17 protein-coding genes and 1 tRNA gene are annotated in these 13,502 nt (G+C 34.3%); 9 read left to right on the top strand and 9 right to left on the bottom strand.

Features of this window, described 5'->3' with window-relative positions:
* Positions 1 to 9 precede the first annotated feature (9 nt).
* Positions 10 to 996 (top strand): MsnO8 family LLM class oxidoreductase, encoded by a 987-nt coding sequence (locus CHSO_RS11370; RefSeq protein ID WP_171817641.1) that lies wholly within the window; start codon positions 10 to 12, stop codon positions 994 to 996.
* A 52-nt stretch (positions 997 to 1,048) separates the two neighbouring features.
* Here the strand turns inward: CHSO_RS11370 and CHSO_RS11365 are convergent, their stop codons facing one another.
* Both CHSO_RS11365 and CHSO_RS11360 read right to left on the bottom strand, forming a co-directional pair.
* Positions 1,049 to 1,300, bottom strand: a complete 252-nt coding sequence (locus tag CHSO_RS11365; protein WP_045495975.1) for a hypothetical protein — start codon at positions 1,298 to 1,300, stop codon at positions 1,049 to 1,051.
* 84 nt (positions 1,301 to 1,384) lie between these two features.
* The gene (locus CHSO_RS11360) at positions 1,385 to 1,927 is read right to left on the bottom strand and encodes a hypothetical protein (RefSeq protein WP_045495974.1); all 543 of its coding nucleotides are present in this window, start codon (positions 1,925 to 1,927) and stop codon (positions 1,385 to 1,387) included.
* Between the two features lie 274 nt (positions 1,928 to 2,201).
* Here CHSO_RS11360 and CHSO_RS11355 point away from each other — a divergent pair, with 274 nt between their 5' ends.
* On the top strand, positions 2,202 to 3,146 hold the full coding sequence (locus CHSO_RS11355) for an MBL fold metallo-hydrolase (RefSeq protein WP_045495972.1): 945 nt from the start codon (positions 2,202 to 2,204) through the stop codon (positions 3,144 to 3,146).
* A 66-nt stretch (positions 3,147 to 3,212) separates the two neighbouring features.
* Here the strand turns inward: CHSO_RS11355 and arr are convergent, their stop codons facing one another.
* Positions 3,213 to 3,623, bottom strand: a complete 411-nt coding sequence (gene arr / locus CHSO_RS26620) for an NAD(+)--rifampin ADP-ribosyltransferase (RefSeq protein ID WP_410493406.1) — start codon at positions 3,621 to 3,623, stop codon at positions 3,213 to 3,215.
* 450 nt (positions 3,624 to 4,073) lie between these two features.
* Between arr and CHSO_RS26615 the strand changes: the two genes are divergently transcribed.
* A complete protein-coding gene (locus tag CHSO_RS26615; protein ID WP_084221076.1) occupies positions 4,074 to 4,277 on the top strand; it encodes a suppressor of fused domain protein in 204 nt (67 codons plus the stop codon).
* A 53-nt stretch (positions 4,278 to 4,330) separates the two neighbouring features.
* On the opposite strand, the gene CHSO_RS25015 is transcribed toward CHSO_RS26615, so the two are convergent.
* The gene (locus tag CHSO_RS25015) at positions 4,331 to 4,654 is read right to left on the bottom strand and encodes a hypothetical protein (protein ID WP_052480572.1); all 324 of its coding nucleotides are present in this window, start codon (positions 4,652 to 4,654) and stop codon (positions 4,331 to 4,333) included.
* Positions 4,655 to 4,829: 175 nt separating this feature from the next.
* Here CHSO_RS25015 and CHSO_RS11340 point away from each other — a divergent pair, with 175 nt between their 5' ends.
* Together CHSO_RS11340 and CHSO_RS11335 are read left to right on the top strand one after the other, a co-directional pair.
* Positions 4,830 to 5,705 (top strand): helix-turn-helix domain-containing protein, encoded by an 876-nt coding sequence (locus CHSO_RS11340; RefSeq protein ID WP_045495970.1) that lies wholly within the window; start codon positions 4,830 to 4,832, stop codon positions 5,703 to 5,705.
* Positions 5,706 to 5,800: 95 nt separating this feature from the next.
* Positions 5,801 to 7,021: a TCR/Tet family MFS transporter gene (locus tag CHSO_RS11335; RefSeq protein WP_045495968.1), complete on the top strand. Its 1,221-nt coding sequence runs from the start codon at positions 5,801 to 5,803 to the stop codon at positions 7,019 to 7,021.
* 242 nt (positions 7,022 to 7,263) lie between these two features.
* On the opposite strand, the gene CHSO_RS26270 is transcribed toward CHSO_RS11335, so the two are convergent.
* A complete protein-coding gene (locus tag CHSO_RS26270; protein WP_232509189.1) occupies positions 7,264 to 7,425 on the bottom strand; it encodes an alpha/beta hydrolase fold domain-containing protein in 162 nt (53 codons plus the stop codon).
* Between the two features lie 472 nt (positions 7,426 to 7,897).
* Here CHSO_RS26270 and CHSO_RS11330 point away from each other — a divergent pair.
* From CHSO_RS11330 to CHSO_RS11320, 4 genes are all read left to right on the top strand, one after another.
* Positions 7,898 to 7,982, top strand: a tRNA-Ser gene (locus CHSO_RS11330).
* Positions 7,983 to 8,235: 253 nt separating this feature from the next.
* On the top strand, positions 8,236 to 8,910 hold the full coding sequence (locus tag CHSO_RS26525) for a phage integrase SAM-like domain and Arm DNA-binding domain-containing protein (protein WP_316932469.1): 675 nt from the start codon (positions 8,236 to 8,238) through the stop codon (positions 8,908 to 8,910).
* A gap of 49 nt (positions 8,911 to 8,959) precedes the next feature.
* Positions 8,960 to 9,457, top strand: coding sequence for a site-specific integrase (locus CHSO_RS26520; RefSeq protein WP_316932468.1), 498 nt, complete (start codon positions 8,960 to 8,962; stop codon positions 9,455 to 9,457).
* 495 nt (positions 9,458 to 9,952) lie between these two features.
* Complete coding sequence (locus tag CHSO_RS11320; protein ID WP_045495967.1) at positions 9,953 to 10,474, top strand: AAA family ATPase; 522 nt, start codon at positions 9,953 to 9,955, stop codon at positions 10,472 to 10,474.
* A gap of 628 nt (positions 10,475 to 11,102) precedes the next feature.
* Here CHSO_RS11320 and CHSO_RS11315 read toward each other — a convergent pair.
* The 4 genes from CHSO_RS11315 to CHSO_RS26515 form a co-directional block, all read right to left on the bottom strand.
* Positions 11,103 to 11,435 (bottom strand): hypothetical protein, encoded by a 333-nt coding sequence (locus CHSO_RS11315; protein WP_232509188.1) that lies wholly within the window; start codon positions 11,433 to 11,435, stop codon positions 11,103 to 11,105.
* 30 nt (positions 11,436 to 11,465) lie between these two features.
* On the bottom strand, positions 11,466 to 11,726 hold the full coding sequence (locus CHSO_RS11310) for a helix-turn-helix domain-containing protein (protein ID WP_045495965.1): 261 nt from the start codon (positions 11,724 to 11,726) through the stop codon (positions 11,466 to 11,468).
* 196 nt (positions 11,727 to 11,922) lie between these two features.
* On the bottom strand, positions 11,923 to 13,194 hold the full coding sequence (locus tag CHSO_RS11305) for a helicase C-terminal domain-containing protein (protein ID WP_316932467.1): 1,272 nt from the start codon (positions 13,192 to 13,194) through the stop codon (positions 11,923 to 11,925).
* Positions 13,115 to 13,432, bottom strand: a complete 318-nt coding sequence (locus CHSO_RS26515; RefSeq protein WP_144428907.1) for a DUF1905 domain-containing protein — start codon at positions 13,430 to 13,432, stop codon at positions 13,115 to 13,117. The genes CHSO_RS11305 and CHSO_RS26515 overlap by 80 nt, the downstream gene beginning before the upstream one ends.
* Positions 13,433 to 13,502 lie beyond the last annotated feature (70 nt).

Genomic DNA, 13,502 nt, shown 5'->3' with positions numbered 1-13,502 from the left:
ATCATGACAATGGAACTGAAATTAAGCATCCTCGATCAGACTCCCATTATTAAAGGCAGCAATGCTGCTTTGGCGCTACAAAATAGCCTCACATTAGCAAAAATGGCTGATGAATTGGGCTATCACAGTATTCTGTATTCAGAACATCATGGGGTGGAAGCTTATGGAAGCTCTAGTCCGGAAATTCTGGCGGCAACAGTTCTTGCTAACACAAAAAACATTAAGGTGGGCACCGGAGGAATTATGCTTCGTAATTATTCTGCATTTAAAATTGCAGAATGGGCTAAAATGCTCGCTACACTCTACCCCAACCGCTTTATACTCGGGCTAGGGAAAGCTCCCGGAGGACTGAAAGATGCTGTATTGGCACTGAATGGCCATAAACTTCCTGTCCTCAACAACATCAATGAAAAACTGGAAGAAATTATAGCCTATGTAAAAGAACAAGACTATAAGAATACAGACCTGTTTGCTCAGCCTTCCCATGTTTCAGTATTACCAGAGATCACTTGGCTGGGTTCTGGAGAAAATTCAGCAAAAGAAGCGGCTAAATACGGTATATCCTACTCCATGGCCGATTTCATTGCAGACGGATCCAATACTGAAATCCAGAAAATATATCAGGAAGAATTTAATCAATTCGGGTATAGAAACCGACCTTCTTTTCAGGCAGCCCTCTCAGTTTCTGTTGCGGAAACTCAGGATCAGGCACGTTATAATGCATTCGGAATGGTATATCAGTTCCTTGAATCCAGAAAAATTTTAGCTCCAAGTATGCTAAAACCCTCTGAAGAAGTAGAAGCCCTTTTTGATAACAATGAAGACAAAAAATTATTTAATGCTTTGCTAGATAAAGTTGTAACAGGAACTCCTGAAACTATACATTCAAAGCTTGAAGAAAAAGCATTACAATATGGAACTCAAGATCTTGTCCTATTATCCAATATGTTCAGAGAAGAAGACCGGATTTTCACATATAAAAGTCTGGTTGAATAATAAACCCGCCCTTGCGCGTAACAGTGACAGGTTTATTTTCTTATTTTAATCCTTATTTCAAATTTCTGGATTCCAATTCCCTTTCTAATGCCTGATTACGCCTGTTCCATTGCGTTCCCAGAAATATAGCAAAAATTAAGGGAAAAAGTGTAAAAAATCCAATACCATAGGTTACACCCCCATAAACAGCAATACCAATAGAAAACCCTATAAGAACAGCAGTGATTATTTTATCCGATTTGGCTTTACCTTTTTTTGCTAATAATTCCTGATCTGTTAATTCATTTAATTCTTTTTCTGCCATGATTATTGTTTTTTAGTTTTTTTGAAGTTCCGCTAACTTATAAAAGTTTTACTTTCTTAAATGAAAAATCTTTGCAGAATTCCATTAATTGGCTGCTGGATCAACAAGTTCAGTAGTAATTCCAATCGATTTTAAAAGATTTTTATTATCAAAAAGCAATGTTGTAAAGTGCTTTCCTCTCTTGAAAATAAGTTGTGTTCCTTCCGGAAATTCACTGCCAGCACCAAGCTTTTGAGCTTTTGCATCATATTTTTTGAATTGAAGTTTAGCGCTTTCTAATGTTGTCTTGTTCATGATAAGGCCATATGGCAGACCACTAACGATCACTGGTTTATGATCAGGTATATCAAAAAACATCTCATTAATAACATTATTTTTTCCAAGATCTGTATAAAGTTCCAATCCTGATTTCGTAAGCCATTTAGCATATTTTTCACCATTAGCATCTTCATAGAATACAGCTTTTGCATTCAATGCCTTCGAAATTTTATCCGTTGTCTGTGGAAAAGCAAATTCAGAGTTTTTATCCAGCAACGAATTCAGAGCAGCAGATTTTTGCGAAAACGCAGTACAGCTTAAAAATTGAAAAAGTACTGCAAGAACTAAGGTGAATGGTTGTATTTTCATATTAACTTTTTAATGGTTTTCGGGTTTAAAGATATTAAAATTACAAAGAATAGACAGTAAGCTTGAGGATGGAAGCCGGAAGTTATTATTTAACCAACAAAAGCTTACCCTCAAGATAAGTTATCATTTTTCATATTTTAAATAATTTTCTATTTTCAGCTCCAAGCTCTTCTTTAGATCAATAATGAACGGTTATTGATAGGCGAAACCGGGAAAAAATAATGTAAATTTGCCCTATTATACCGCAAAGGTTAGGTTTTTACTTTTTAATATAATGAAAAAAACAGCATTTTCTTTACTGGCGCTTTTGTTACATATGGCTTGCCAGGCACAAAATTTTGACGTTATTCCATTAGGAATTTATGGAGGAGAACAGGAAGATAACTTATCTGCTTATTTGGTAGGGGCAACCCAAGACAATACTTTTCTTTGCCTTGATGCAGGAACGGTAAACACAGGAATCCGAAAAGCCATTGAACAGAAAAGCCTTAATGGCCCGGAAGAAACGGTTCTGAAAGATCAGATCAAAGGATATTTTATTTCCCACGGTCATTTGGATCATTTATCCGGCCTTATCATCAACTCTCCAGCTGATTCTAAAAAAGATATTTTTGCCATCCCATCGGTAGTTCAAATTCTGCAGAACCATTATTTCATTACAGATACCTGGATCAATTTTGCAGATCAGGGTCAGAAACCTATCCTTGGAAAATATCATTATAATGAGCTTCAGGAGGGTGTAGAAATACCGACACAAAAAACGTCTTTTTTCTTAACGGGATATGAGCTGAGCCATGTAAATCCTTATAAAAGCAGCGCAGCCCTTGTAAGAAATGAAAACCATTACCTGCTTTACCTGGGCGATACCGGGGCAGACCGAATCGAGAAATCTGACCGTATGGAAAACCTTTGGAAAAATGTAGCTCCACTGGTACAGAAAAAGCAACTAAACACCATATTGATCGAAGTTTCTTTCCCAAACAGTCAACCTGAACATTTGCTTTTTGGCCATCTTACACCTAATCTATTGACAGAAGAACTGGAAAAACTGAAGGAAAAAACAGGACGTAAAGATCTGGAAGGTCTTAATATTGTGGTTACCCACAGAAAGCCTACAGGAAATAATCCTGAGATCATTAAACAAGAGTTATTAAAAAACAATCCTTTAAAGGTAAAATATATTTTCCCGGAACAGGGTAAAAGAATTAACTTGCCTTAATAATATAAAAGCGATGAGACATAGGTTTCATCGCTTTTTATTTTGATATACCCGAAAACTGTCCGGTTAATTGATTATTTCTCCTTTATTATTTTCCAGCTTTCCACGGAATTTTTGAAGCTCTTCAGGACCTGGCTTACTCCATGTTGCTTCCCCAATAATTTTCAATGGAGCTTCTGACCGATAAGAACGGGTGAGATTACCCGGAAATTTTTTATCCGTCAGATTCGGATCATTTTCAAAAATACCTGTGGGTTCTACAATATATACCCGTTCGGTTCCATCTCCTTTTGCTAAAGCCGCCGCAAGCCCTGCACCATTCACCAATGCCGTAAAGTAAATATGGTTCATTTTGAGTTCAGACTTATAATTGGAATCCCCTCCTGCTACTAACAGGTCATCTATTTTCAGATCTGCTTTTGTCCCATGATAAAAAGGTCCTTTATCAAATATTTTATCTTTTACAGACACCGCCAACTCATTATATTTTTTTGCTTTTTGTGGATCAGAAAGTTCTTCATAACATTCAGCAATCTTTAAATAAAGAGAATATAAAGCACTTTTAGCACTGTCATCATTTGTACTTAAAGCATGCTGCAAAGCTGTTTCAAGCCACTTTAACCGTTCGGAAGGTGTTGTTTGATGTCGGGCCATATAATAAGCAGCAAGAAATTTTTCAACATCGTCTGCTGCTTCATTCCAGCCTTGTTCAAATAGCTTTCCGGCTTCTTCAGATTTGTCTTGCTCTTCCATGGCCATTCCCTGGATGCAAAGCTTAACAATGTTATTAAATGGTGAAAATTCCATGGTATAATTATTTTGTTCTATGATGGATATAAGGGTTTCAATCTCACCAACAAATGTATACAAATATTCTCTCTGCGTTTAACACTATCGGATAAAATTATACATTCTGCGTTTTCATAAATAATCAAAAATATAAGTCTACTGAACTTATTTGCTACAATTAATTACGATGACAGGATCATTACCCTGCATACACTCTTCCCACTCTATCAAAACGAACTGGAATATAAAATAGAAAATGGATATGGGAAATTTTTTGACGTATTGATAGAGGGCAATATTCCGGATATTTTCAATAATAATCGTAAAAATTTATTCGGATAATCCAATTGAATGAAGAATCTGATGGTTTTATTTTTCTAAAAGAGTATTGTTTTTTATTTCTTTCTGATAATGATATCACCTTCTGACAGTTTAATATTCTCATCATTTATCTTAAGCTCAACCCATTGCATTGGATCATCCGATTCACAATCGTTCATGATTCTGTAATCGGAGTATCCGGTATGGGAATCCGGAAGCTCAAAAATCGCATCAATGGTCTTTTTACTGATCTGAAAACGATCAAACACCTCCAATAAATGAATAACGTTTGATAGCTCTTTCTTTAACAGTACATTAGATTCTTGATCTCCTTTCTTGCTGATTAAACCGTTCAGTCTATTAATTTCTTTAGTAATAAATTCTTTTGCACTCTTCATTATCTTATGAATGTTGTCAGCAAAAGTAATTATTTTAAAGCTTCCTCTCTTCGCAACTCCTAAAGAGAGTGTTTTTGTTTACAATTTAATGGAATTTACATACAATTTGTAATGCATCACTAAATATCAAACTTTATTTTATGGAATAAATGTGCAATTTTTACGAAATTTGAATATGGCTTTATTCTTAACTTCTGACAATGTCTATAAACTGTACAATATTGATCCTTCAAAAAAGATGGAAGGCATCGTTATTCTCCATCAACAAAACCATCCTGGAAAAGAATTTACTGAACACACCCGCGTATTTGATGGGTTATTGTTAGGATTTATGATACAGGGATCCATGAAAGCTCAGATCCACTTTATGGAATATGAACTCAATGCAGGAGATATTGCAGTCTTACAACCACAATTGATGATTGACACTCAATCTCTGAGTGAAGATGCTGAAATTGTAACCATTGGACTTTCCTTAGATTTTATTGCCGCCTTTCCGATCCTACGTGAATTTGTAATGAACCATCAGATCCGGTGGCAACCGGTTATCAGACTTCGATCTGAAGAAACAGATCTACAAAAAGAACTTGTAGCATTAATTCAAAACACCTACCACAAAAGTCCCAGTCCAAGGAAGGCCGAGATACTGAGGCATCTTGTGATTGCTATGATGTGCATGATTTCAGAAGCTTACTCAGATTTAGCAGATCACAATAACTTTATTAAAAGCCGTACCCATGATATTATCGATGGTTTTTATCTATTGATTTCAAAATATGCTACCCAGCAGCGAAATGTTACATTTTATGCGGAAAAACTTCATTTAACACCACAATATCTGTCCACTTTTCTAAAGCAGAAAACAGGAAAATCTGTACTGCAATGGATTGACCATGCCATGATTCTGCATGCTAAAACGTTACTTAAATCAACAAGTTTATCCATTAAACAGGTTGGCTATGAGCTGAATTTCGAAAATTCAAGTGTATTCTGCAGATTTTTCAAAAAGATCACCGGAGTTTCACCAAGAACTTTCCGGAACGGGTTATAAACGACAGACATTTCTACTCACAGATCTTATAAATTGTATACAAACACTACAAAATTGTAAAAGAAATCGGGCACTCCCTGTTTTACTTTTACACCATGAAAAATTCAACAAAAAAGGCAGCAATGGGATTCATATTTATAACCTTGCTCATAGACATTACAGGATGGGGAATTATTCTTCCGGTGGTTCCCAAACTGATTAAAGAACTTATTCATGGGGACATCAGTGAAGCCGCACAATATGGTGGCTGGTTAGGATTTGCCTATGCATTTACACAATTTATATTTTCTCCCTTGGTTGGAAACCTCAGCGATCGGTATGGAAGACGTCCAGTTATTCTAATTTCTCTTTTGGGATTTACTGCAGACTACATTTTTCTGGCTCTCGCTCCCTCCATCCGTTGGCTATTTGTAGGAAGAATTATTGCCGGGTTTACAGGAGCCAGCATATCCACAGCAAGTGCATATATCGCTGATATCTCAACTGACAAAAACAGAGCTAAAAATTTTGGTATGATAGGCGCTGCCTTCGGAATGGGATTCATTATCGGACCCATTATTGGTGGGCTACTGGGCCATTATGGAGCAAGAGTTCCTTTTTACACTGCTGCCGGCCTGTGTTTTTTAAATTTTCTTTACGGATACTTTATTCTTCCTGAAAGTCTTGATAAAAACAAACGCAGACCTTTTGACTGGAAACGGGCTAACCCGGTTGGGTCACTGCTCTTTTTAGGAAAACATCGTGAAATTTCCGGTTTAATCATCGCTTTGGTCCTTATTTATATTGGAATTCATGCCGTGCAGAGCAACTGGCATTTTTTTACAATGTATGAATTTGGCTGGGATGAACGGATGGTAGGAATCTCTCTTGGAGTGCTCGGTTTATTGCTAGGATTGGTTCAGGGTGTTTTGATACGATGGACAACTCCTCAACTGGGAGAATACAAAAGTATTTATTATGGTTTGATATGCTATTCGACAGGACTTCTCTTGTTTGCATTTGCCAGCCAGGGATGGATGATGTTTGCCTTTCTTATTATATACAGCCTGGGAGGAATCTGTGGCCCTTCACTTCAATCAGTTATCACTAAACATATTCCTTCTAATGAACAAGGTGAGCTTCAGGGAGCATTAACGAGTTTAGTAAGTGCAACCTCCATCATCGGTCCCCCAGTAATGACAAATTTATTTTATTATTTTACTCACGAAAAAGCTCCTTTCGAATTTTCAGGAGCCCCATTTTTGCTGGCTTCCATTTTAATGTTCGTTAGTGTAATTATTATATATTTTGTTTTTGAACGAAAAAACAGAATATAATATTGAATCTCAGTACAACCCTAAACATATGTATAGGATAAAGAGAGTATTCAGCAGTAAAAAGGTAATTCGGGCCAGCTAAAGCTGGCCCGAATTACCTCTACTCCGACAATCTATTGATTAAGTTGTTCTTTTATAACTTCAGCAGCCTGTAAAATAGCTATTTGTATAACCGGCACACCTGCTAAAGAATTCAACAGGCCGTAGTCATAAATTAGACCGCTGTATCTTGTAAGGGTAACTTATTCAGCTACTTCATTTAATTTTTTTGCATATGCTTCTCCTTTATCATGAAGCACATTATTTTCTGCCGTGTGAACCAAAGCCGGAAGTAATCCTTTTGAGTGTTCTATGGAAGCCTGCAAAGCGGGAAGCATATACTCCCCTATATCCCTAGGTATCAAACAGATCTTTATCCCCTAACTATTTCATTACGTTTTTTTGTAAGAAATCAGCCTTCGGAAAATTCATTATATGAAACGGTCTCAAAATCTGAGTCTGTCACAGTATGAATGATTCAAGCAGGCATTGTTAAAAATCAATTATATTTCCAATTTAAATATTGAATAGTTATTAAATAACCCGAGTTCGGGATCATAAAATTAAGGATAATAGGCTGGAAGCTGGAAGAGAGAGGTTGGAAGTTACTACCGGAGCTACAATTTCTGATGTTGCCGTAAAATTTGATGAAACAGTCTTTAAAGGAATAATATTCAAAACTTTAGAAACATTTCGTAAGTCTAAATAAAGTACATGAAAACCTCCTCTCTGCTGGCCAAGTCAAAAAATATTAAATTTTATTGAAAAATATTTTGCCATAAATTAAAAACTCCCTATATTTGCACCACTAAAAACAACGATATATTCGGAGTTTAAGGAGAGTTGGCAGAGTGGTCGATTGCGGCAGTCTTGAAAACTGTTGACTGTAACAGGTCCGGGGGTTCGAATCCCTCACTCTCCGCTGGTTGAGAAACTAAAATAAGCTAAAACGCTGTAAACATCAATGTTTACAGCGTTTTTTGTTTTACGTTAGTATCAAAGAAAATCAAAAAAGGCCATATTAAAAGTGACCTATTTAGTGACCTATCGTGAAAATATCAAAATAGGTCACTAAAATCTCTGGAAAACCTGACCAATAAGGAGTCTAACGATTGAACATCTTGCAAAAAGTGGTAACAAAAAGTAAATTATTAAATAATTAAAGTTATCACACAATGAACAAAACATTCAACCTGCTATTCTTTATAAAAAAGAATAAAATCAGAACAAATGGAACCGCTCCTATCTACTTACGAATCACGATAGACGGCAAGGCAGCAGAGATTGCGGCTAAAAGATATATCGACCCAAAGAAATGGGATAATAAATCACAGAAAGCCATAGGCAATAGTCAAGAAGCCAAAACATTGAACTCTTACCTTAAAAATTTGGAACAGCAAGTTTACGATTTTCATTATCTTATGCTCAAAGAAGAAGACTTCATAACTGCAGATAGTTTAAAATCTAAACTGCTTGGGACTGACATTTCCACAAGAATGCTAATCCCCATTTTCCAGGATCATAATGATAAAGTAGAAGCATTGGTGGGTCAGGATTTTGCTCCCGGTACATTGGAACGATACAAAACTTCCTTAAAACACACACAGGAATTCCTAATCTGGAAATATAAAACTTCTGATATTGACATTACAAAGATCGACCACGCTTTCATTATGGATTATGATTTTTGGCTTCGTAGTGTACGCAAATGTGCGAACAATACAGCAATAAAGTATATAAAGAATTTCAAAAAGATTATTAGGTTATGTATGGCGAATGGCTGGCTTGCTAAAGATCCCTTTTTAGGTTACAAAGCAAAGCTTAAGGTGGTGGAACGACCGGTATCTTAACAGAGAAGAAATTCAGGCGATTTATGATAAGGAATTTGCATCGGACAGATTGAATCAAGTACGTGACATTTTCCTTTTCAGTTGCTATACAGGATTAGCTTATATAGATGTTAAAAAATTATCGAAATCTAACATCACTCTCGGAATAGATGGCGACAAATGGATATTTACAAATCGTCAGAAAACCGATACTTCAACCAGAGTGCCATTACTACCTTTAGCGCAGGAGCTGATTTTAAAATATGAAGACCATCTGGAATGTGTAAATTTAAATGTATTGTTTCCTGTCCTCAGTAATCAAAAAATGAATTCCTATCTTAAAGAAATTGCGAATGTTTGTGGAATCAACAAGGAATTAACATTTCATATAGCAAGGCATACATTTGCCACCACTGTAACGTTATCAAATGGTGTCCCCATAGAAAGCGTAAGTAAAATGCTGGGGCATACAAATATAAAAACGACTCAACATTATGCAAAGATTCTTGATCAGAAAGTGAGTGATGATATGGCGATTTTGAGGAAGATATTTAAAAGTAAAGAGTAAAAAGCTCTGTAGATTAGTTATTAATAATTGAAAAAGTTTTACAGTACAGTGATAATTGATTCTTCTATAACTTAAAAGAATGAAATTTTGTTACCTATAGTTCTAAATGAAATTTAAAAGAATTGTTGAGCGATTAGTTGAGTTAAGTTACGCTTTGTTTTCTTTTTATTACGATCAAATATATTATTGAATATCATTCATATTATTGCTGTAATGTGTAAATTTGATATTAAATCGTCACGGTATTAGAGAAATTATTAGAATATGTTTAGAAGCTTGGGAATTTTTTTAGATTTTGAAATACAGTTATTCAATCAAAATATTGAAATCAAAACCATTGAAAATTTGTACAACACATTTCTCGAAAATAAAGTTCCAATCCATCCTAATGGACATTTAGCTGAAAAAAATTGGGATTTTTTTTTCTTTCCTTGACCCAGATAGTCATCTGATAACTTTTGGAAACATTGAATTAAAAATTCTAAAATATTAATTATGCGAATAGCTTTTACGGGTTCACATAGAGTGGGAAAAACAACTTTGGCAGAAGAGATTGCTGAAAGTTTATCTGATTATAAATTTATAAATGAGCCTTATTTACAACTTGAAGAAGAAGGATATCTATTTTCGGAAATACCAACATTGGATGATTACATTGAGCAATTCAATTTTTCTGTAGAACAACTACAAAATAGTGATGATAATGTGATTTTTGACAGGTGTCCATTAGACCTATTGGCATACACTTATGCGGTAGGAAAAAAGAAAAATATATCCTCTCTCTACGAAGAGATGACCACAGCAATTGCTGAAATTGACCTTTTAGTTTTTGTTCCCATAGAAAAAGTCGATTTAATATCCTGTCAGGAATCAGATTTGCCCAATCTAAGACACGAAGTAAATTATATTTTAGAAGACTGGATTGGAGATTTTAGCAATGAAATTCTAGAAGTTATGGGGACTTTAGAGGAAAGGAAAAAGCAAGTATTGGATAAGATAACTAATATTGAGAAATAGAATCTTGTCTATATTTTATACTTTATTTGTAAAGGTTTTTCTCTAAAAATTATTGAATTTTGCTAAGAATTTTTTGCAGTAATTAATTTTGTTAATATTAAGGATTTTTTTTCGGTTTCAGCATGTGCTAAAAAATTTTAGATGACAAAATTAATACGTATTGCGAGAGAGGGATTCGAACCATTGTCTTAATCCCTTTATTAATAAGCGTTTCGCTGCAGTATCTTGTAAGAGGCCCTAAATAGGACATTGGCAAAAAGCAGTAAAATCCTAATTTAAATTTTACTTAGTAAAACTAAGAATTTCCTTTCGAATTTGCAAATATTTGGACTAAAATTTAAACGGCTTTTTGAACTGCTCACAGTTAGAATTTGGATATTGATTCCTTTCAGATTTGGAAAATTCTTATCCAAATCAGTAATTAGCATTCTTTGAACCTTAATGAGTTAGCAATCCCTATTTATCATTATATTCAATAAAGCTAAATCTATCTATGATTCAAAACCAATTAAAATTTCGTATTTTTTAAGAACACCACTTAAGTTAATCTTGTTCTTTCGTTAATGAACCTTAACAAAATGCTCCTCGAACTTCAGAGTTAATGTTTTCAAGTCTGTTTTTCCATGAGCTAGTTTTTTCTTTTTGTATACTTAGACGCAGGTTTTAATTCTCCTGCAAAATCAAGCATAACAATTTGACTGCCTATAAATGGATTGTAGGAAGGCTGATAATCAATATAGCCCAAAGAATGAAGATTCTTAAGACATTTGTGATAAGTGGCTTTTGAATTTATTTTACTGATTCTCATTACTTCATCCCTAGAAATACTGATTGGATTTCTAAAACGGTTGAAATTCCAGAATTGGAACAAAGCTATGTACAGACTTATATGGCTAGGATTAAGAGTACTATCTTGAACTACCTTTTCATAAAAACCTGTAAGATGTTTTATGTAATTCATTTTATTATTTTTAGCTTTAGTTAGAAACAATTAACCCTTATTATTTAACATTTTTTCGATGTCTTTGTAGTTATAGTACAGTGTACCTCCAACGCGAGTATAAGATAAGTTACCATTGACGCGTAGATTTTGTAATGTTCCAGTAGAAATTTTCAGAAGTTCTTTAACCTCTGATGATCTTAGCCATAATTTCTGTTCTGAACTTTTGATATTAAAAAGATCTTTAATGTCTTCAAGCAATTCGATTTTGAACTCCTGAAGATCTTCACTAGTAACAAGGTTTACTCTCATAAGTTTTCTTTTATATTTTACTAAAATTTCTATTACAAAGTTGAAACATCAAGCTTTTGAAAACAATAGCATTAGAGGAAATCGGTCTAATTAAGAGTATTCTGGAATGATCTGGAAAATCAGACGATTAAAAAAGAAAGTATAAGGCTAAGTTGGAATTTATAAACTCATTAAAAAACGTTACAAAGTACTGCAACTATCTTTTTCTAGGTATAGAATTACTATTCCTTTCTTCATATTGTAGATTCCATGTACTATCATCATTAATTTGATCACTTTTAATAGAATCATCACTGGTTACTACCCTATCAGTGATTGTAAATAATCTCAAATTCTCTTCGCGTCTTTCTCCTACACTATCCACATTCTGATTAAGCTTTAAACTTTCATCCTTTTCTTTTTTATACTGAACAATTAAATCCTTCTTGATATCTGGAAGTTTATCCAGCTTTTTATCCAGTTCTGTAATTTTATTTTCAGTGGTTTTGGTTTGATATTCAATTTCAGTAACATCTATTCCTTTTTCAGCTAGTTTTTCAATTGTTTCTTGAACTTGAGCTTTATGCAGATCAATTGTACTTTGGTAAGATGGCAATTGAGTTGCCCAATATTCTGCATTTGCATCGCCATTTTTCGAATAGCCTTCAATTCTATTATATGAATGTTCAGCTTTGGTAACTAACTCTTGAACTTTCAAAACATCCTCATATTTTCTCAATACAAAGGCACTATCTGCCAGATGCTTATTTTTCTCACTTTCAATCCTTTTTTTCATTAATTCAATTTCAATGTTGGCTCTTGTTTCCGGATTGGTAATAATGGACGTTTTAAGTTCTTGTGTACTGATGTCAGAAATATCCAGAACATCGGCACCTTTTTTCATTGCTTCTAAATACCTTGCCTGTTTGGACTGCAGTTTTTGAAGCATAAAAACATCAATACTGTCATTGGTCAGCATAAAATTAATTCTCACATTTTCGTTTTTATTTCCTTGCCTCCACGCTCGTCCTTCCACTTGTCGGAGTGACGTAAAATTATATGGCAACGTGAGCATATAAACATCTGTTGTGTTTTCCTGAAGGTTCATTCCTTCCTGAATGGCTTCACTGCCAATGACTACTTTTATTTTTCCTTCAATAAAATCATTTTGAATAGAAATTCTTTGATTTTTATTGGTAGCTCCGGTAATAATTCCGATTTCTTCGGGTTTGTAACCGATTTCTATTATTAGATATTCTTTTAGTTTTGGAAATTGAGCAACCGCCAATTCAGAATAGATAATTTGTCCCGATTCCGGAATATCCTTTTTATTTTGCCGAATTAAATCCAATGTCAGTTTCAACTTTGATGAATTTTCTACAAATTCTTTTATAGTGGGTTCTTCGTCATCATAAAATGGCGACAGATAGGGAGAAATTGCAATTAATCGAGCATTGAGAATATGCGTTAAAATTGCTCCCTTCTCCACCTTTTTTGTTGATGGCAGTTCTTATCTCATTATTTATAGAAAGAATTTTGTCTCCTTCTTTAGTCAGCGCAAGATTTCTCGATTCTAATTTATAATCATCAATTGAACCTGACACTTTTATCTCACCCCACTTTCCCTCGATATGTTCTGAATTTGGAATACGCAAGTGATAAGTCCAGGCGCCTTTTCCTGGCTCATAGATGAGCTTGAGTTTCTCATTTTTTATAATATAATCCATAGATTTTTTAGTTTTTTATAGAATATTAAAGTCAATTGTTTTTAATTTCACCTTATCCGTGTTAAAAACA

This window comes from Chryseobacterium sp. StRB126 (genome assembly GCF_000829375.1).
In the GTDB taxonomy this organism is placed as follows: domain Bacteria; phylum Bacteroidota; class Bacteroidia; order Flavobacteriales; family Weeksellaceae; genus Chryseobacterium.
The sequence above is the reverse complement of the archived record's forward strand: the minus strand, read 5'-3'. Positions and strand labels throughout refer to the sequence as shown.